The sequence below is a fragment of the Neobacillus sp. BP17 genome (assembly GCF_059579525.1).
This window is the reverse complement of the sequence record NZ_CM184198.1, coordinates 4,566,208-4,585,662: the sequence shown is the minus strand read 5'-3', so window position 1 is coordinate 4,585,662 and position 19,455 is coordinate 4,566,208. Positions and strand designations below refer to the sequence as shown.

Genomic DNA, 19,455 nt, shown 5'->3' with positions numbered 1-19,455 from the left:
TTCACTTACGCGATAGGTCCGCCTTTTTGTTCAATTTCCGCTGAGACATTTGTGAATTTCTTGAAGTTTTCCCGGAATTGTGCTGCTAATTCTTCTGCCTTCTTCTCATAAGCAAACGGATCAGACCATGTTTTACTAGGTTGAAGGACTTCATCTGGTACTCCAGCAATATGAAGAGGGATATTCAAACCGAAAATTTTATCTTTGGTTGTTTCTACATGATTTAGTTCCCCTTCAAGTGCCGCTTGGATCATAGCACGGGTGTAGGAAAGCTTCATCCGGTTACCGACCCCATATTCACCGCCGGTCCAGCCTGTATTCACAAGGAATACATTGGCATTGTGCTCAAGAATCTTCTCACCTAACATTTCGGCATATCGAGTTGCTGGCAGTGGCAAGAATGGTGCACCAAAGCAGGTAGAGAAGGTTGCTTGTGGAGACGTTATTCCACGCTCTGTTCCGGCTAATTTTGAAGTATAACCACTTAAAAAATGATACATCGCTTGTTCCTTAGTAAGTTTCGAAATAGGAGGCAAAACACCAAAAGCGTCAGCCGTCAAGAAGATGATGGTGTTTGGATGTCCAGCAATACTTGGTTGAACAATATTATCAATCGCATGAATTGGATAAGCGGCACGTGTATTTTCTGTTAATGTGCCATCATCATAATCAGGGATTCTGGATTCTTGATTCAAGGTAACATTTTCTAATACCGTTCCAAAGCGAATCGCATCAAAAATTTGCGGCTCTTTTTCACGAGAAAGATTAATACATTTGGCATAGCAGCCTCCCTCGATATTAAAGACACCGTTGGATGACCAGCCGTGCTCATCATCACCAATTAATCGACGATTTGGATCCGCGGATAAAGTGGTTTTTCCAGTACCAGATAAGCCGAAAAATAATGCAACATCGCCTTCAAGGCCAACATTGGCAGAACAATGCATGGAAAAAATATTATTTTCAGGTAGTAGATAGTTCATGACTGAGAAAATAGACTTCTTCATTTCGCCTGCATATTCTGTTCCACCGATTAGAACAACTCTTTTCTCAAATGATACAATAATAAAGGCCTCAGAATTAGTGCCATCAATTGCCGGATCAGCCTTGAAATTAGGGACAGAAATAACGGTGAAACCAGTATTATGATCAAGCAGTTCTTCTTCTGTTGGTCGAATAAATAGCTGGTGTACAAATAAATTTTGCCATGCTAATTCATTTACAACTTGGATAGGTAAACGTGATTTTGTATCGGCACCAGCAAAACCTTTAAAAACAAAGATTTCTTCTTTCTGTTGTAAATAATTAATGACTTTTTGATAAAGCTTTGTGAAAACCTGCTCAGAAATTGGTTGATTGGTCGTGCCCCATTCAATTTTATTTTTCGTTGAATCTTCTACAACAATGAATTTATCTTGTGGAGATCGGCCAGTATATTTACCAGTAGCGACACTAATTGCTCCCGTTGAAGTTAGTGCCCCTTCATGACGGGTTAAGACTTTTTCAACTAACTGTGGAACAGATAATTGTACATGAACATGACTTTCATTCAACAATTGATTTAATTCATTAGGAGTATCAACAGAATTCATTTAATGAGACCTTCCTTTGTCTAAGTTTTATGTGGTTAATAATACAAAAAGTATAACACATTAGTCGAATTAATGTATCCTATTTATCTGGATTTATATATTTTAAAACTTTAAATGAAGATATAAATAAATTTTATAAAAGACTAATGACTTACACCGTATTTTTCCCATTTTATGAGGAAGATATTTCTAAAAAATACATTGACATTGTTACCCAGTATGATATTATTCTAAGATGAACGGATACTCTCTTATCCTGAGCTGGTGGAGGGACAGGCCCAATGAAACCCAGCAACCTGCAGTATGAAAAGATGAACCACTTTAAAAGGTCCTTTTCAAATGCGAAGGTGCTAATCTGACGCAAGGCTAATGCCTTGAACGATAAGAGCGAAAGGCCCGAAAACAACCTTTCCTCTATGGTAAGGTTTTTTGTTTTGTATAAGTCCTTTTATGAAATGAGTCTCTAATAAAAATCCTTTGTTTATTACATACTAAGGGAATGAGTACCGTATCAAATTCTCGAGGTTTAAGAAGTATACCTGTAACCTTCGAAAAAAATCCTCGTGATCTCATAATAAAGGAGGAATTCAGATGTCAAGAAACGCGCGTTTGTTCACTTCTGAATCAGTTACTGAGGGTCATCCAGATAAAATCTGTGACCAGATTTCTGATTCCATTTTAGATGCTATTTTAGCAAAAGATGCTAATGCTCGTGTTGCGGCTGAGACTTCAGTAACAACTGGATTAGTGTTAGTTGCAGGGGAAATCACAACATCTACATATGTGGATATTCCAAAAATCGTTCGTGAAACGATTAAAGGGATAGGATATGATCGTGCGAAATATGGATTTGACTCCGAGACATGTGCAGTTTTAACATCTATTGATGAACAGTCTCCAGACATTGCAATGGGTGTTGACCAAGCTTTGGAGGCTCGTGAAGGTCAAATGTCTGATGAGCAAATTGAAGCAATTGGAGCAGGGGATCAAGGGCTAATGTTTGGTTTTGCATGTAATGAAACGAAAGAGCTAATGCCGCTTCCCATCTCACTTGCACATAAGCTTGCTCGTAAATTAACAGAAGTGCGAAAAGACAATGTTCTTGAATACCTTCGACCAGACGGAAAAACCCAGGTAACGGTGGAATATGATGAGAATGATAAACCGGTACGGATTGATACCATTGTTATTTCTACTCAACATAACCCAGAAGTAACGTTAGAGCAGATACAACGTAACTTAAAAGAATATGTCATCAACCCTGTTGTACCGAAGGAACTTATCGATGAGAAGACAAAGTATTTTATTAATCCAACCGGACGTTTCGTTATTGGCGGCCCTCAAGGGGATGCAGGCTTAACCGGCCGTAAAATTATTGTTGATACGTATGGTGGATATGCTCGTCATGGCGGCGGTGCTTTCTCTGGTAAGGATCCAACGAAAGTAGACCGTTCTGCAGCTTACGCAGCTCGTTATGTAGCTAAAAATATCGTGGCTGCTGGTCTTGCTGAAAAATGTGAAGTTCAACTGGCCTATGCGATTGGTGTAGCACGACCAGTTTCCATCGCTGTGGATACTTTTGGTACTGGTAAAGTAAACGAAGATATTCTAGTGAACCTGGTGAGTGAAAACTTTGACCTACGTCCTGCTGGAATCATCAACATGCTGGACCTTCGTCGTCCAATCTACAAACAAACAGCAGCCTACGGCCACTTTGGCCGTACAGATATTGACCTGCCTTGGGAGCGTACGGATAAAGTAGAGGCATTACGAGCGCAAGCAAATATATAAATAGAAAAGAGGGGGTTACATATGACATGTAACTCCCGTTTTTATTTGTACGTCTAATTACCTGCACATTTAATCGGTATTTGACTAAAATGAAATGTTTATACAGGTCAAAAGAAGTAAAAAATGGGGATAGTAAATTTACCTATTGTTCACAGTGCATTTTTTCAAAAAAAAGTGGTAGTATTAGAGAGTATGTTTTTTGGATTAAATCCTTTATTTAGGGATATTTAGAAGAGGTGAGGTACATAATGTGTGGCTTTATAGGTTGTGTACACGATACAACACAAAACTATAGTGAAGTACAAAAACAACAATTTAAAAATATGAACGATATTATCACTCATCGTGGTCCAGATGATGATGGTTTTTATTATGATGATCATATTCAATTTGGATTCCGACGTTTAAGTATCATTGATATTGAGAGCGGTCATCAACCGTTAACCTATGAAAATGAACGCTATTGGATTATCTTTAACGGTGAAGTTTATAACTATGTTGAGCTGCGTGAAGAACTATTAGCTGAGGGTTTAACGTTTGCAACAAGTTCTGATACGGAGGTTATTATTGCTCTTTACAGCCATTTAAAGGAAAAGGCCGTTGAAAAACTGCGTGGAATGTTCTCTTTCGTTATCTGGGATAAACAAGAGCAAAGTCTTTATGGGGCACGCGATCCTTTTGGAATTAAACCATTCTTTTATTTTGAAGATGGTGACAGAACGTTTTTTGCGTCTGAGAAAAAGAGTATTTTGTTGGGTCTTGAAAATGATGTGCTCAATTATGATTCTTTGCAGCATTATTTAACCTATCAATTTGTTCCTGAACCAAACACTTTATCTGATGGAATTAAGAAATTAGAACCAGGTCATTATTTTTCAAAAAAAATTGGCTCACCAATGGAAATTAAAAGATATTGGAAGGCACATTTTAAACCGGTTCAAAAAGCGGAGTCTGATTTTATAAAAGAAATTAAAGATGTCCTCTTTGATTCAGTCAAAATGCATATGCGCAGTGATGTTCCAGTAGGTTCATTCTTATCAGGCGGGATTGATTCTTCCATCATTGCGTCAATTGCTAAAGAATTTCACCCTGCCATTAAAACCTTCTCTGTTGGCTTTGAGCATAATGGTTTCAGTGAAATTGATGTCGCGAAAGAGACAGCTGAGAAACTTGGTGTTGAAAATATCAGTTATGTGATCTCCCCTCAGGAATACATGAATGAAATTCCAAAAATCATGTGGCATATGGATGACCCGCTTGCCGACCCTGCTTGCGTTCCGTTATATTTTGTTGCTCGTGAGGCAAGAAAGCACGTAACCGTTGTTCTGTCTGGTGAAGGGGCGGATGAATTATTTGGCGGCTACAATATTTATCGTGAACCGCAATCATTAGAGGTATTTAATAAAATCCCAAGAGCAGGAAAAGTGCTTTTAAAAGGGATTGCAGGCATGATGCCTGAAGGAATGAGAGGAAAAAGCTTTATTGAACGTGGTGTAACGCCGATGGAGGATCGTTATATCGGTAATGCAAAAATGTTTTTAGAAGAAGAGAAACGAGAACTATTAAATGTCTACCGTGAAGGATTAGATTATAAGGATATTACGAAGCCTCTTTACTCCGAATCGCGGGGCTACGATCCGGTTGATCGGATGCAGTATATTGATATTCATACTTGGATGCGCGGTGATATTTTATTGAAGGCAGATAGAGTAACCATGGCTCATTCTTTAGAATTACGTGTGCCATTCCTCGATAAAGCGGTCTTCGAAGTCGCGTCAAAAATCCCAACTAGCCTGAAAACAGCTCATGGAACGACTAAATATATCTTGCGTAAAGCCGCTGAAGGCATCGTGCCTGCCCATGTGCTAGACCGTAAGAAACTAGGTTTCCCTGTTCCAATCCGTCACTGGTTGAAGGATGAAATGAACGAATGGGCCAAAAAAATCATCCGTGAAAGCAACACCGATCATTTGATCAATAAAACCTATGTGCTTCAATTGCTTGAAGATCATAGCCAAGGCAAAGCAGATAACAGCAGGAAAATCTGGACTGTGCTGATGTTTATGGTTTGGCATCAAGTGTATGTGGAGGATGTCTATTCATTTCAACGGGATTATTCTTTAGAAAAAGCATTGCAATCATCGAAAAATTAATAAATAAAAGCACCCAAGTTTTCTTGGGTGCTTTATTTAGTATAAGATAGTATAAGTTTTTGAACTTAGATTACTGTCTAGCTCCAGCGCCCTAGCGGCTACTGTCCTTCGCTCTCCTCCCTACGATAAGTCAACATCGAATCGCTATCGCTCTTCGTGTTTCCTTTATCTCAGTTGGAGCGCTCCAGGCCATACGCCGCTGACCAGGGCGCTTGCGCTTTATTATTAAGGTTGAATGGACTTATAATATTGTCCCTTTTCTGCATATTCTCTAGAGATTCTTACCATATCTTTAATGTCTTCAGGTGTTAATTCTCTAATAACTTTTGCGGGTCTGCCAAATGCTAAGGTATTAGGCGGGATCTTTTTCCCTTGGGGAACCAGACTGCCGGCACCAATAAATGCACCTTCACCAATTTCAGCATTATCAAGGATAATCGATCCCATTCCGATGAGTGCTTTTTTTCTAATGATACAACTGTGTAAAATTACCTGGTGTCCAATAGTCACTTCATCCTCTAAAATTAGCGGGTTATTGGGACTTTGGTGTAAGATAGAATTATCTTGGATATTTACTTTCTTACCGATGATGGTTGGGGCGACGTCCCCTCTAATGACAGTATTAAACCAGACACTTGATTCATCGCCAATTACAACATCACCAGTAATTGTCACATAGTCGGCAATAAAAGCAGTATCCGCTATGTGAGGATACTTATCTTTATAAGGATAGATCATTCTTCTCGCTCCTTTTCCATGATTATATTATTTTAGCGGAAGTAGGAAGCAATTAAAAATAATTCGTCTTTTTTGAATTAGTGAAGTTTCGTGCATTGGAATTCATTCACTAATTGGTTATAACTACTCTAGGGGGGAACTTTATGTGGAAGTGGGAAGCAGAAGGGGAAGCGAAGGCAGTAATTGTGATGGTCCATGGTGCGATGGAACATCATCGCCGTTATGGCTGGCTAATCGAAATGTGGCGTTCTGCAGGATTCCATGTGATTATGGCAGACCTTCCGGGCCAGGGGATGACAACAAGAGCAAACCGCGGTCATATTCATTCCTTCGATGATTATATCTTTGAAGTAAAGGATTGGATTCAGGCAGCCTACCGCTATAATTTACCAGTATTCTTACTTGGTCACAGTATGGGGGGATTAATTTCAATCCGGCTCTTACAGGAAGAGAAGCTGAATGTCGCTGGAGTGATTCTTTCATCGCCGTGTTTAGGGTTAGTTCATACCCCATCTAAAATTCTAGATATTCTATCGCATGGTCTGAATGTGGTTTTTCCTTCACTTCGGATCAATTCTGGATTATCGGTCCAAATGGCAACAAGAAACGAAGAGGTCCGTGAAGCGGATTCGAATGATACCCTTTATGTAACCAAGGTATCGGTTCGATGGTATCGGGAATTAGTGAGTGCCATGAAAGAGGCCTTTCAGGCGCTTGAAAAAACACAAGATATCCCCATGCTAGTCATGCAAGCTGGCGATGATAAAATAGTCAATAAAAGTACCGTAAAAGAGTGGTTCAATCACGTACCACTTTCGGAAAAAAGATTTAAGGAATGGCCGAAATGCTACCATGAGATTTTTAATGAACCGGAGCGCGAAGTGGTATTTGAATATGCAAAGGATTTTGTTTATAGTCAATTAAAAGCAATCGGTTATATTGTTTAGAAAGGTTGTCGGTTTTAATGATGCCAATCACCCTTATGTCGAGGGTATACAGCAAAATACTTCCAGCAGTACACAAAGAATTGGCTTATTGGAAAAGCCGTGCAGAAAAAATCCCGAACGAGGAACTGAGGACTCAGGCCCTTGCAAGTATCAATCATAAAACGTTCCATTGCGAGGGTGGTGCTATCCTTGCACTAACCGCAAAAGGGGATTATCAAAAAGCGATAAAATTTATCGTTGCTTATCAAACGATTAGTGATTATTTGGATAATCTTTGTGACCGTTCCACCTCACTAGACCCTGAGGATTTTGCAGCGCTCCATGAATCCATGGCAGATGCGCTCGTCCTTAAGGCAGAGAAGAAAAATTATTACCGGCTCCGTGAAGACCAGGACGATGATAATTATTTAAATGATTTATCGGAAACCTGCCGCTCTGTCCTGAGAGAAATTAAGAATTATGAAGGAATTAAAGACTATTTGCTTGAGCTATGCCAATACTATTGTGAACTGCAAATTCATAAACATGTCATCCATGAGGAGCGGGTCCCACGTCTTGAAAAATGGTTTCAAAAGAACCAACCTCACTTACCTGATATGGAATGGTATGAATTTTCAGCTTGTTCGGGTTCTACCTTAGGGATTTTTTGCCTTGTGTCCTATGCACATCGTAATGATTTTCAGTTGAGTGATGCGGATAATATTCGAAATGGATACTTTCCATATATTCAGGGCTTACATATTCTTTTAGATTATTTTATTGATCAAGAAGAAGACCTTATTGGGGGAGATTTAAACTTTTGTACTTATTATCGTAATGAGGAAATGCTTTTTCAACGCTTGAATCATTTTATGATTGAAGCAGACCGGCACACGGAATTTCTCCCTCACAAAAATTTTCATCGCTTGATTAATCGTGGTCTGCTGGGTATTTATTTATCCGATGCCAAGGTTCGCAAACAGAAAAACGTGCGAAAATTAGCCAAAGGTATGATTAAAACGGGCGGTTGGATTAGCTATTTCTTCTATTTCAATGGTCTTGCCTACCGTTCAGTGCAAAAATCAGTCCCAGCTTTTGTTACAAGGTTAATTTCAAAATAAAACCAGGCGCTTAGGCCTGGTTTTTATATTTTCTCGATTGCAATGATAAAAGCTGGACTATTTTGTTGATTGATAAATTGGTATTGGAGCACATGGGCTGTTTTTTGGTCAATTTTTTGGCAATAATCAAGCAGGGAATCACGTTCTTCAGCCCCTCCTTTGTGGCCATGATAAATAACGAGAACGATGATTCCTTCAGGAGCAATCATTTCCATTAGTTGTTGCAGAGCATCAATCGTTGTTTCAGGTTGAGTAACTATCGTTTTATCACTGCCAGGCAAATATCCTAAGTTGAAAATTGCACCAGTTACTTTACCTTGATAGTTGTTAGGAATCAATTGGGATAGCTGTTCGTGCCCCGATTGAAACAGTGTAACTCGCTCAGACAGGCTTTGATTAATTAAACGTTCCTTGCTTGCGGCAATCGCTTTCTCTTGAATATCAAACCCAAATACGTGACCGGAGGCACCAACAAGTTCTGCTAAGAAAACTGTATCATAGCCATTTCCAACTGTCGCATCAATCACAACATCGCCAGGTTGAACCGCTTTTTTAAGTAGATTTTTCGCAAACGGAAGAACCTTGTCTATTTTCATAAATACTTCACCAATTGACCTTGATAAAATTTCCCCTGCCAGCTGTCTCGTTTTTTCAGTTCCGCATCAATGGCATTTAAGACTTCCCACTTGTTCACACTCCACATCGGCCCAACCATTAAATCAATGGGACCATCTCCTGTTATCCGATGAACAATCATCTCGGGTGGTAAAATCTCTAATTGGTCACATACTAACTTTACATAGTCATCTTGGGACATAAACTCGAGCATTCCTTTTTCATATTGCTTGACCATCGGCGTTCCTTTTAACAAATGGAGCAAATGGATTTTTATTCCTTGAACATCTAATTTGGCTACTTCATGAGCAGTTTCCATCATCATGTCGTAGTTCTCAAGCGGTAATCCATTAATTATATGGGAGCAGATGCGAATCCCATGCTTTCTTAGCTTGTTTACCCCATCTTTATAACATTGATAATCATGGGCACGATTGATGAGTGAGGCTGTCCGTTCGTGGACTGTCTGAAGACCAAGTTCAACCCATAAATAGGTTCGTTCATTCAGTTCCGCTAAATACTCGACCACATCATCTGGCAGACAATCAGGACGCGTGGCAATCGATAAACCCACGACGCCTTCCTGATCCAGAACGGATTCATATTTTTCACGAAGTACATTTACTGGTGCATGGGTATTTGTAAATGCCTGAAAATAGGCCATGTATTTGCCATCTTTCCATTTTGTGTGCATTTTTTCTTTAATGTTATTGAATTGAGTTTCTAGGGATTCTACTCGATTACCGGCGAAATCTCCAGAACCTGACGCACTACAAAACGTACAGCCTCCGTGTGCGACAGTGCCATCCCGGTTCGGACAATCAAAGCCTCCATCAAGCGCGACTTTAAACACCTTATGACCAAATTCTTGGCGCAAGTGGTAATTCCAAGTATGGTATCGTTTATCATCAGAAGCATATATAAAAGGTCTCATCTGAACCAATCAGAAAACCTCCTTTAAGAAAATAGGCTGTGTTAAAACTTATTGTTAATTTTTGCACCCTGTTGATTGGAGCGGAAGTCACGAAGACTCCTGCGGGAGGACGGGGCAGGGGAGACCCCGCAGGAGCGCAGCGACGAGGAGGCTCCCCGGACCGCCCGCGGAAAGCGAAGTGACTGAAGCGGAATTCAACAGGCCGCTTTAACAGAGAAAAAAATTAAAAAGCGCATAACATCAATTTTATCATGTTGTGGCTAGCTTATCCAAATGTAATTATTTACGGAACTGGCTGGTAATAATTATTCAACTGTTTATGTTATAGGAAAGAAAATGGAGAACAAAATAAGAAATGAAGCATTATGCTTCTCACACGGGGCTTCCAGTTATTATAGAAAGGGGTTCTTAAATGGCTACTCGCGACTCTATGGACGAATTAATGCAACAGGTTGAGGACACAGTTCGCTTTGCCCAAGAACAATACAAACAAAGTAGTCTCCAAGAGCATTATAATGACGATGATTACACAAAGGCGCTGCAGCAGCTTGAAGATACTTATCAAGACATTGCTAAAATGGCACATAGTGCAAACTCGCAGCAACGGGAACAGCTCCATAGAATGAGACTCCAGCTGCAGCAGCTTCAGAATACCATGGTTCTAGAGGGGGAAAACCTTTGAAAAAGCGTTCTAAGCAACAAAATCCTGAACAGAAAACCCGGAATGGAATTAATAATCAAGATTTAGAGCTGGGGCAAGATTTCGATCTTGTTAAGCAAGCCAAGAAGAATTATGAAAAATCCGGTGGGCAGCCTGTAAAATCCAAATTCCACCAAGAAAAAGACCAATCTTCATAAAACAAGGAAGAATCCCTCAATTTTTTTCATTGAGGGGTTCTTTTTTTATAAATAATTTTTCCGAAAATTATAGAAAAAAGTGTAAAAAATCACTTGGAATAACAATATTACATTAAAAACACCTTGAAAATAGAAGGAAACGCTCGTTCACAGGTCGGTAACAAGTAGTGATATATATGTGATGTACGTCACAGTTTTGCCCTTTTATATCATGGTTTAAATAAGGTTGTAGACCACTCAGGATTACGATGCAGAAAAACTAAAAGAGAAAAGAATGGGAGGTGAGGAAATGTTAAAAAAATTCCTTAAAATGGACAAAAAGTTTTTAATTGTGCTGGCGCTACTGATTGGTGTGTTTTTATCTTTTTCCACTGTAAAAACAATGGCCTACTTGGATTCTCCTGGTTTTTGTCAAAACTGTCATACGATGAAATCCGTACATAAGTCTTTTATGGATTCAACTCACTCGGATTTACAGTGTAATGACTGCCATCTGCCTCATAAAAGTGAAGTGGGGAAATTATTTTTTAAAGGCCGCGCAGGGATGACACATATTTTTTTCAATACACTCGGAACAAAGAAGATTCCGGATGTGATTGAGGCGACCGAACGAACTGAAAAAATTATGAATGACAACTGTATTTCTTGTCATAAAAGTACACTTAGCAATGTATCGCATGATGCAAAGGAAAAGTGTATTTCCTGTCACAAAACAGTACCACACGGGAAAGGCTTTAAAGATGATCGTTATAATAAGCCGCCTGTTTCAGGAGAGTTATTAGAAAATAAGGGAGGATTTTAGAAATGGGAAGCTTTCGATATGGGGCATATCTTCTCCTGCTAGCGATGGTTTTGATCATTACTGGGTGCAGCGATGGATCTACTGAGAAAACGGCGTCTGCCGCAGGAAAGAAGACTACAGGACTCGCAGCCGATGAAATTCGTAATGAAGCATTTAAGGACTTATTTCCACTTCATTATAATAGTTACAAAAAGAATGAAAAGATGGAAGATACTACTTATGGCGGTTCTGAAAAACGCAGCAAATTTGAAAAGGATAAAGAGCCTCTGTTACCTATTCTCTTTAATGGATATGGATTTGCAAATGAATATAACGAAGAACGTGGACATACATACGCCTTAGAAGATATACGCAGTATTCAACGGATTACCGATAAATCGGTTGGCTCGTGTTACACTTGTAAATCGACAGCTGTTCCAAAGATGATTGAGGAAATGGGCGACCACTACTGGGGTGCTAATTTTAATAAAGATATTTGGCCAAAAGGGGAGGAGATGGGGCACTCGCCAATAGGCTGTTCGGATTGTCATGATCCAAAAACAATGGATTTGCGTGTCACTCGTCCAAGCTTCTATAAGGCATTACAAGCGAAAGGCGTAGATACATCCAATCCAACCAAGAACGATATGCGCAGTTATGTTTGCGGCCAGTGTCACGTGGAGTATTATTTTGCAGCCGATAATAGTGAAGTAACATTCCCGTGGACAAAAGGCTTTAAACCTGAAGAAATGTATGAGTATTACAGCACCATTGCGAAAGAAAAAGGTTTTGAGAAGGATTGGATTAGTAATATTTCTGGGACGCCAATGTTAAAGTCACAGCACCCCGAATATGAAACACATTCATCAGGTACACACGGCAAAGCGAATGTATCTTGTGCTGACTGCCATATGCCATATGAGCGTGTCGATGGAAAAAGAAAAATCAGCTCACACTGGTGGACTTCACCGCTTAAAACCATGCAAACTTCATGCGGTCAGTGTCATGGCGATCGCGATTTAGATAAACTGAAGGACCGTGTCCTTGAAATTCAAGAAGCAAATGTCAGTGCATTACACGAAGCACAGGATATTTCCACGACATCACACTATTATGTAAATAAAATGATTACTTCAGGTGTAAATCAGGAGAAAATCAAGCAAGCGCAGGAATTTGTTCGGAAGGGCCAATGGTTCTGGGATATTATCGCAGCTGAAAACTCGGCCGGATTTCATAATCCACAGGGATCGATGGATTCCTTAAGAGAATCTGTTGTTCAATCCAACAAAGCGGTCCGGCTTGCAACTGAAGAGCTTGTTAAAAAAGGCGTTGACATGGAAGAGGTAGACAAGGAAATTGAAAAAGTGAAAAAGGCTGTTTTCGACGAAACAGAAAATGATAAGAAAAAAGATGCCGCAGTGAATAGTTATTTCCCTGCGCAAGCACCGGTAGTACCAGGAGTACCAAAGAAATAACCTTAAATATTTTGGTCAGGAAAACACTGTTTCATTTACAGTGTTTTTTTCTTATGGTTTTTTTGAGGAGAAATTGAGTTTGGCGATATCTTCTTTAGATTTGGCTAAATAATTGGGAAACTTGGCGAAATCCTGGGCCAATTCGGCGAAATCCAATCCAGTTTGGCGAAATCCTGGACCAATTCAGCGAAATCCAATCCAGTTTGACGGAATCCTGGATCGATTCAGAGGGAATACCAAATCTCCACACCTCTCCCCATTGCAATGGAAAACAAAAAGCATTGCGCGCCCCAAGAAAAAATAATAGAATATATCCTTGGTAATTGAAATTGTAATATGTAAAGGGGCGTTTTATATATGCCACGTGCCTTATGGCTCTTAATAATAGGGATGGTCGTTAATGTCACAGGCTCATCATTTCTGTGGCCTTTAAATACAATTTATATACATGATCACCTGGGCAAGTCCTTATCGATTGCTGGAATAGTCCTAATGCTAAATTCAGGGGCAAGTGTGATTGGTAACCTATATGGCGGCAGCCTATTTGATAGAATAGGCGGCTACAAATCTATCTTAATAGGAATCTCGATTACTCTTGCAGCACTCATTGGTTTAACTTTTTGGCATGGCTGGCCTGCCTATATTGTCTTCCAAATCATTATTGGATTCGGTACCGGTATTATTTTTCCGTCGATGTATGCAATGGCAGGGTCTGTTTGGGTTGAAGGTGGAAGGAAAGCCTTTAACGCGATTTATGTTGCCCAAAACCTTGGGGTAGCCTTGGGTGCTTCCCTTGGCGGGATTGTTGCCGCTTATTCCTTTCAACTCATCTTCCTAGCCAATACTATTATGTACGTCCTCTTTTTGCTTATAGCGCTATTTGGCTATAAAGGAATTTCGGGGGAGTCAGGAAAACCGGCAACTAACGATATAAATGTTCCTATTGTAAAAAATAGAAAAAAACTGTATGCCTTATTAATACTGTGTACAGGGTATTTGCTTTGCTGGGTTGCCTATGTACAGTGGCAAACAACGATTGCCACCTATACACAGGAAATTAATATTTCATTAACGCAGTATAGTCTATTATGGTCGATCAACGGTGCCCTAATTGTCATTGGCCAACCATTCTTAAATGGTGTACTGAAGCATCTGAAAGCATCACTTAAACTGCAAATGATTATTGGAATTGGTATTTTCGTTGTTTCATTTTTAGTTGCAGGGCAGGCAACGCTGTTCTCTGGGTTTCTAGTTGGGATGATTATCTTAACAATTGGTGAGATGTTTATCTGGCCGGCAGTTCCAACAGTTGCCTTTAACCTGGCACCGAAGGGACGTGAAGGCTTCTACCAAGGAATCGTCAACAGTACTGCAACAGGCGGCAGAATGATTGGTCCCCTAATGGGAGGAATAATCGTAGACATGTACAACATATCAGCACTATTCATTGTACTAATAGTGTTATTCCTCGTCGCAATCATCACAACACTCCTTTACGATCGAGGTCTAAAAACAAAAATGGTGTCAGGCACCGTCCATGGACAAATCTAGTTATTTGTCCATTCCACGCGGACGAAGAAGTAACCCTTCTTTGTCTTTTTATTTTTTGGTTTATTATCCCGATATTTTGTCTATCCTGAATTTAGGCGTTTGTTTGCCTTGCATACTTGTTGAAAATTTATTACAATAACCGTAATACTTAATAATGAAATGACTGTGATTAGGAGTAGTAGTGGTACACACCCGAAATAGAGAGTTGACGGCTGGTGGAAGTCAACCGGGTACATCATGAACTCGCCTTTGAGTTGCAAGTGTGAAAGTATAGTAAGGCTTGCCGTATTCCGCGTTAAGGATGAATGAAGCGAGTGTTTTTAACACTAATGTGGGTGGTACCGCGGGAAGATACATACAATCCTCTCGTCCCTTTTTGGGATGAGGGGTTTTTTTATTTTAAGGAGGCAACAGATATGAGTTTCGATCATAATCACATCGAAAAAAAGTGGCAAAAGAAATGGGAAGAAGAAAAAACATTTAAAACAAGCGAGGAATATGACAAAAGAAAATTCTACGCTTTAGATATGTTTCCATATCCATCAGGAGCAGGACTACACGTAGGGCACCCTGAAGGCTATACAGCAACCGACATTCTTTCACGATTAAAGCGGATGCAGGGATACAATGTGCTTCATCCAATGGGCTGGGACGCGTTCGGCTTACCGGCAGAACAGTACGCACTAGATACGGGGAACGACCCTGCAGAATTTACAGAGCAGAATATCAACACGTTTCGCCGCCAAATTAAATCATTAGGATTCTCTTATGATTGGGATCGTGAAGTTAATACTACCGACCCAGAATACTACAAATGGACCCAATGGATTTTCTTAAAGTTATTCGAAAAAGGTTTAGCATATATTGATGAGGTTGCGGTAAACTGGTGTCCGGCGCTTGGAACAGTTCTCGCAAACGAAGAAGTCATTGATGGCAAAAGTGAGCGTGGCGGACACCCAGTTGAACGCCGTCCGATGAAGCAATGGATGTTAAAAATCACAGCTTATGGTGATCGTTTACTTGAAGACTTAGAAGAACTTGATTGGCCGGAAAGTTTAAAGGAAATGCAGCGTAACTGGATCGGCCGCTCGGAAGGTGCAGAAGTAACATTCTCGATCGAAGGTCATGAAGAGACTTTTACGGTATTCACAACACGTCCCGATACATTATTTGGTGCTACCTATGCTGTGCTAGCTCCGGAACATGCGTTTGTAGATAAAATTACAACAGCTGAACAACGTGCTGCGGTTGATGCTTATTTGGATAAAGTGAAAACAAAGAGCGATTTAGAACGTACCGATCTTGCAAAAGAGAAAACAGGCGTATTCACTGGGGCATATGCCATCAATCCTGCAAATGGTGAAAAAATGCCAATCTGGATTGCTGATTATGTATTAGTAAGTTACGGTACAGGAGCAATTATGGCAGTTCCAGCTCATGATGAGCGTGACTATGAATTCGCTAAAGAATTTAACCTGCCGATTAAAGCCGTTGTCGCTGGTGGAGATATTGACAAAGAAGCCTATACTGGCGATGGTGAACATATTAACTCTGAATTCTTAAATGGCTTGGATAAAGCAGAAGGCATTCAAAAGATGATTGCTTGGTTAGAAGAAAAGGGAATCGGAACGAAGAAAGTCACTTTCCGTTTGCGTGACTGGCTATTCAGCCGCCAGCGTTATTGGGGCGAACCGATTCCAATTATCCATTGGGAAGATGGCACAATGACTGCGGTTCCTGAAGATCAGCTTCCATTGATGTTACCAAAAACGAAAGAAATTCGACCATCTGGAACTGGGGAATCCCCGCTGGCAATTATTTCTGATTTCGTCAACGTGGTGGACCCAGAAACAGGTAAAAAGGGCCGTCGTGAAACCAATACAATGCCGCAATGGGCAGGCAGCTGCTGGTATTATTTACGTTACATTGATCCGAACAATGATCAAGCACTTGCTTCTCAGGAGAAATTAAACCACTGGCTTCCTGTTGACATTTACATTGGCGGGGCAGAACATGCTGTTTTACATTTACTTTATGCGCGTTTCTGGCATAAATTCTTGTATGATATTGGTGTTGTTCCAACCAAAGAACCATTCCAAAAGCTATTTAACCAAGGCATGATTTTAGGTGAAGGAAATGAAAAAATGAGTAAATCAAAAGGGAATGTCGTAAACCCTGATGATATCGTCGGCAGCCATGGTGCTGACACCCTTCGCCTCTATGAAATGTTCATGGGACCGCTTGATGCATCAATTGCTTGGTCAACAAATGGACTGGATGGTTCCCGCCGCTTCTTAGATCGCATCTGGCGTTTATTGGTTGAAGAAAACGGGGAATTAAATCCAAAGATTCAAGTAAATGAAGAAGCCTCAAATTTGGAAAAAGTTTATCATCAAACGGTGAAGAAAGTGACTGAGGATTACGAAGGCTTAAGATTTAATACGGCGATCTCACAGATGATGGTATTTATAAATGAGGCCTATAAAGCAACCGTACTGCCAAAAGAATATATTGAAGGTTTTGTTAAAATGCTTGCACCTGTTTGCCCGCATATTGCTGAGGAGCTTTGGGAGAAGTTAGGTCATAGTGAAACAATATCTTACGAAGCATGGCCAGCCTATGATGAGGCAAAACTAGTAGATGATGAAGTTGAAATTGTTGTCCAAGTCAATGGTAAAGTAAAGGCAAAGCTTTTGGTACCAGTGGATGCAAGCAAAGAGTCCCTTGAGGGAATCGCAATGGAGGATGCCCAAATTAAGGAACAAATTGAAGGGAAAACAATCCGCAAAGTCATTACTGTTCCTGGCAAGCTTGTAAATATCGTCGCAAATTAATCTATAGAATGGCCCCTTTTTCGGGGCTGTTTTTCCTAAAGGGGATGGACTTGATGGAAGAAATTCAAACAATTACACCAGAAGAATTACAAAAGAAGCTTGAGTCAGGGGAAAAACTTGAGCTAGTCGATGTAAGGGAAGATCATGAGGTCGTTTTCGGGATGATCCCAGGAGCAAAGCATATTCGCATGGGAGATATCCCTGATAAACTCGACTACTTTGACAAGGATAAAGAATATATCTTTATCTGCCGCTCCAGCGCAAGAAGCGGAAATGTCTGCCATTATTTGCAGGATCAAGGCTATAAGGTTCGTAATATGACAGGCGGCATGCTCTCTTGGACTGGTGAAACAGAATACACAGAATAACCGATTCCACAATGGAATCGGTTTTTTTGTGCGGCGGCAAATCAATCTGCTGGTGACAATGTAGGTATTCATTAAGTACCACCAGTAGTTGTATAAAAGCCTCCACTCAAAATAATCTTAACTTTTTATAAAGATTAAATTTTTAAAATTTCAGAAAAGTGGTAAGAATAGTAGTAAAAAAAGAGAGGGAGAGAACATTGATACAGGTAAAGTTGTTTGATCGGGAGCATGAGAAGGATCTGGAAAAGGAAATGAATCGATTTTTAAAAGGACTGGATGAAACAAGTCTGCTTGATATTAAATATAATGTGGCAGCAATGGCAGAGGAAGAAGAAGAGGAACAGATTTATTGTTTTTCAGCGATGATTATTTATAAGGCCTGACAACTTGTCAGACCTTTTTATTTTTCACATATATGGCTGCATTACTTCCAGCTAATCTTCCGGTTACAAGTGCAGAAGTAATATTATACCCTCCGGTGTACCCATGGATATCTAAGATTTCACCGCAAAAATATAAACCATTCATAAGTTTCGAGCCCATCGTTTGCGGCTCAATTTCTTTAACTGACACACCGCCGCCCGTGACAAACGCTTTTTCAAGTGGCAGGGTGCCATTAACTTTAATTAGGAATTGCTTACAACTCTTGGAAAAGCTGCGTATTTTTTCATTAGAAATCGTTCCAGCTTGCTCAGCAGGATCGATTCCATTTTGGTCTAATAGAAACAGGAGGTACCGTTCAGGGACGAGCCCTTTGAGTGTATTTTTAATGCTTTTCTTAGGCTCACTTTTTACAAGTGAGAGAATTTCTTGAAAAACTTCTTCCTCTTTCTTATCTGGTAAGACATTAAGGCTCATGGTTACTTCTTGTAACTTCCATTTCTTCATCGCTTTCACCACGAACTGGCTGCAGCGAAGGACAGCAGGACCGCTTAGTCCAAAATGGGTAAAAATCATATCCATTCGATGAGAGATGAGGGGCTTACCCTTTGGGTTCAAGACACTTAATTCGATATCTCTTAACGACAACCCTTGAAGGACTTTGTTTTTTATAAATGGTTCATTCGAGGTCACTGGAACCTCGGTGGGAAAAAGTTCAGTAATGGTATGGCCCGCTTTTTCAGCCCAGGCATAGCCATCACCCGTCGAACCTGTATGAGGGACAGACTTTCCTCCTACAGCAATCACGACGGATTGAGCAGATATGGTTTGTCCGTTCTTAAGTACCACAGCCGAAACACGCTCATCCTCATACATGAGTTCGCTGACAGGGCTATTTGTAAAGACACGTACATGAAGTTTTTCTAGTTGATTTAGTAATGCATCCACAACGGACTGTGCTTTATTAGAGACTGGAAACATCCGGCCGTGATCTTCTTCCTTTAAGGCAATTCCTAATTTCTCAAAGAATTTAATAATATCTTCATTACTAAAGATAGAAAAAGCACTATATAAAAATTTCCCGTTTCCAGGCAAGTGCTTGATAATTTCCTCTATTGGCAGACGATTGGTCACGTTACAGCGGCCGCCGCCAGATATCGCTAGTTTTCTGCCAAGTTTGTCACCTTTATCTATTAAAAGGACTTTTGCGCCTTTTTCACCAGCGGCAATAGCAGCCATTAAACCTGATGGGCCGCCGCCGATGACAATAACATCATATTCCATATTTACACCAACTTTTTATTAATCCATCACTCCATTATAAACATTTATCATCA

The 19,455-nt window shown here is 40.2% G+C and carries 17 protein-coding genes, 1 riboswitch and 1 other annotated feature; of the genes, 12 read left to right on the top strand and 5 right to left on the bottom strand.

Annotation, left to right across the window (positions count from 1 at the left end; genetic code table 11):
- Positions 1-5: 5 nt before the first annotated feature.
- Positions 6-1,592: a phosphoenolpyruvate carboxykinase (ATP) gene (pckA, locus tag AC4QJR_RS22410; RefSeq protein ID WP_496524229.1), complete on the bottom strand. Its 1,587-nt coding sequence runs from the start codon at positions 1,590-1,592 to the stop codon at positions 6-8.
- Between the two features lie 248 nt (positions 1,593-1,840).
- Positions 1,841-1,980, top strand: a riboswitch (SAM riboswitch).
- A gap of 203 nt (positions 1,981-2,183) precedes the next feature.
- Between pckA and metK the strand changes: the two genes are divergently transcribed.
- Together metK and asnB are read left to right on the top strand one after the other, a co-directional pair.
- On the top strand, positions 2,184-3,383 hold the full coding sequence (gene metK / locus AC4QJR_RS22405) for a methionine adenosyltransferase (protein ID WP_098574585.1): 1,200 nt from the start codon (positions 2,184-2,186) through the stop codon (positions 3,381-3,383).
- Positions 3,384-3,631: 248 nt separating this feature from the next.
- Positions 3,632-5,536 (top strand): asparagine synthase (glutamine-hydrolyzing), encoded by a 1,905-nt coding sequence (gene asnB / locus AC4QJR_RS22400; protein ID WP_496524228.1) that lies wholly within the window; start codon positions 3,632-3,634, stop codon positions 5,534-5,536.
- Positions 5,537-5,761: 225 nt separating this feature from the next.
- Here asnB and AC4QJR_RS22395 read toward each other — a convergent pair whose 3' ends face one another.
- The gene (locus AC4QJR_RS22395) at positions 5,762-6,274 is read right to left on the bottom strand and encodes a gamma carbonic anhydrase (RefSeq protein WP_098574583.1); all 513 of its coding nucleotides are present in this window, start codon (positions 6,272-6,274) and stop codon (positions 5,762-5,764) included.
- Between the two features lie 143 nt (positions 6,275-6,417).
- Here AC4QJR_RS22395 and AC4QJR_RS22390 point away from each other — a divergent pair, with 143 nt between their 5' ends.
- Both AC4QJR_RS22390 and tbcS read left to right on the top strand, forming a co-directional pair.
- Complete coding sequence (locus AC4QJR_RS22390; protein WP_251460126.1) at positions 6,418-7,221, top strand: alpha/beta hydrolase; 804 nt, start codon at positions 6,418-6,420, stop codon at positions 7,219-7,221.
- 17 nt (positions 7,222-7,238) lie between these two features.
- Positions 7,239-8,321: a tetraprenyl-beta-curcumene synthase gene (gene tbcS, locus AC4QJR_RS22385; RefSeq protein WP_496524227.1), complete on the top strand. Its 1,083-nt coding sequence runs from the start codon at positions 7,239-7,241 to the stop codon at positions 8,319-8,321.
- Positions 8,322-8,344: 23 nt separating this feature from the next.
- Here the strand turns inward: tbcS and mnmM are convergent, their stop codons facing one another.
- Complete coding sequence (mnmM, locus tag AC4QJR_RS22380) at positions 8,345-8,917, bottom strand: tRNA 5-(aminomethyl)-2-thiouridylate-methyltransferase MnmM (RefSeq protein ID WP_496524226.1); 573 nt, start codon at positions 8,915-8,917, stop codon at positions 8,345-8,347.
- Positions 8,914-9,879, bottom strand: coding sequence for a tRNA modification radical SAM protein MnmL/YtqA (mnmL, locus tag AC4QJR_RS22375; protein WP_496524225.1), 966 nt, complete (start codon positions 9,877-9,879; stop codon positions 8,914-8,916). The genes mnmM and mnmL overlap by 4 nt, the downstream gene beginning before the upstream one ends.
- Positions 9,880-10,282: 403 nt before the next feature.
- On the opposite strand from mnmL, the gene AC4QJR_RS22370 reads away from it, so the two are divergent.
- The 8 genes from AC4QJR_RS22370 (at position 10,283) to AC4QJR_RS22335 (ending at position 18,120) form a co-directional block, all read left to right on the top strand.
- A complete protein-coding gene (locus tag AC4QJR_RS22370; RefSeq protein WP_098574578.1) occupies positions 10,283-10,552 on the top strand; it encodes a YtzC family protein in 270 nt (89 codons plus the stop codon).
- On the top strand, positions 10,549-10,728 hold the full coding sequence (locus AC4QJR_RS22365) for a glycogen biosynthesis protein GlgD (RefSeq protein WP_251460135.1): 180 nt from the start codon (positions 10,549-10,551) through the stop codon (positions 10,726-10,728). Before AC4QJR_RS22370 ends, AC4QJR_RS22365 begins: the two co-directional genes overlap by 4 nt.
- 289 nt (positions 10,729-11,017) lie before the next feature.
- Positions 11,018-11,530 (top strand): NapC/NirT family cytochrome c, encoded by a 513-nt coding sequence (locus AC4QJR_RS22360; RefSeq protein WP_496524224.1) that lies wholly within the window; start codon positions 11,018-11,020, stop codon positions 11,528-11,530.
- A gap of 2 nt (positions 11,531-11,532) precedes the next feature.
- Positions 11,533-12,984: an ammonia-forming cytochrome c nitrite reductase subunit c552 gene (locus AC4QJR_RS22355; RefSeq protein WP_496524223.1), complete on the top strand. Its 1,452-nt coding sequence runs from the start codon at positions 11,533-11,535 to the stop codon at positions 12,982-12,984.
- A gap of 357 nt (positions 12,985-13,341) precedes the next feature.
- A complete protein-coding gene (locus tag AC4QJR_RS22350; protein WP_496524222.1) occupies positions 13,342-14,535 on the top strand; it encodes an MDR family MFS transporter in 1,194 nt (397 codons plus the stop codon).
- Between the two features lie 156 nt (positions 14,536-14,691).
- Positions 14,692-14,912 (top strand) — a binding site (T-box leader).
- Between the two features lie 39 nt (positions 14,913-14,951).
- Positions 14,952-17,369: a leucine--tRNA ligase gene (gene leuS, locus AC4QJR_RS22345; RefSeq protein WP_496524221.1), complete on the top strand. Its 2,418-nt coding sequence runs from the start codon at positions 14,952-14,954 to the stop codon at positions 17,367-17,369.
- 53 nt (positions 17,370-17,422) lie between these two features.
- Entirely contained in the window at positions 17,423-17,737 is a 315-nt protein-coding gene (locus AC4QJR_RS22340) for a rhodanese-like domain-containing protein (protein ID WP_496524220.1), read from the top strand.
- Between the two features lie 197 nt (positions 17,738-17,934).
- A complete protein-coding gene (locus AC4QJR_RS22335) occupies positions 17,935-18,120 on the top strand; it encodes a sporulation protein Cse60 (RefSeq protein WP_026563254.1) in 186 nt (61 codons plus the stop codon).
- 7 nt (positions 18,121-18,127) lie between these two features.
- On the opposite strand, the gene AC4QJR_RS22330 is transcribed toward AC4QJR_RS22335, so the two are convergent.
- The gene (locus AC4QJR_RS22330) at positions 18,128-19,402 is read right to left on the bottom strand and encodes a BaiN/RdsA family NAD(P)/FAD-dependent oxidoreductase (protein ID WP_496524219.1); all 1,275 of its coding nucleotides are present in this window, start codon (positions 19,400-19,402) and stop codon (positions 18,128-18,130) included.
- Positions 19,403-19,455 lie beyond the last annotated feature (53 nt).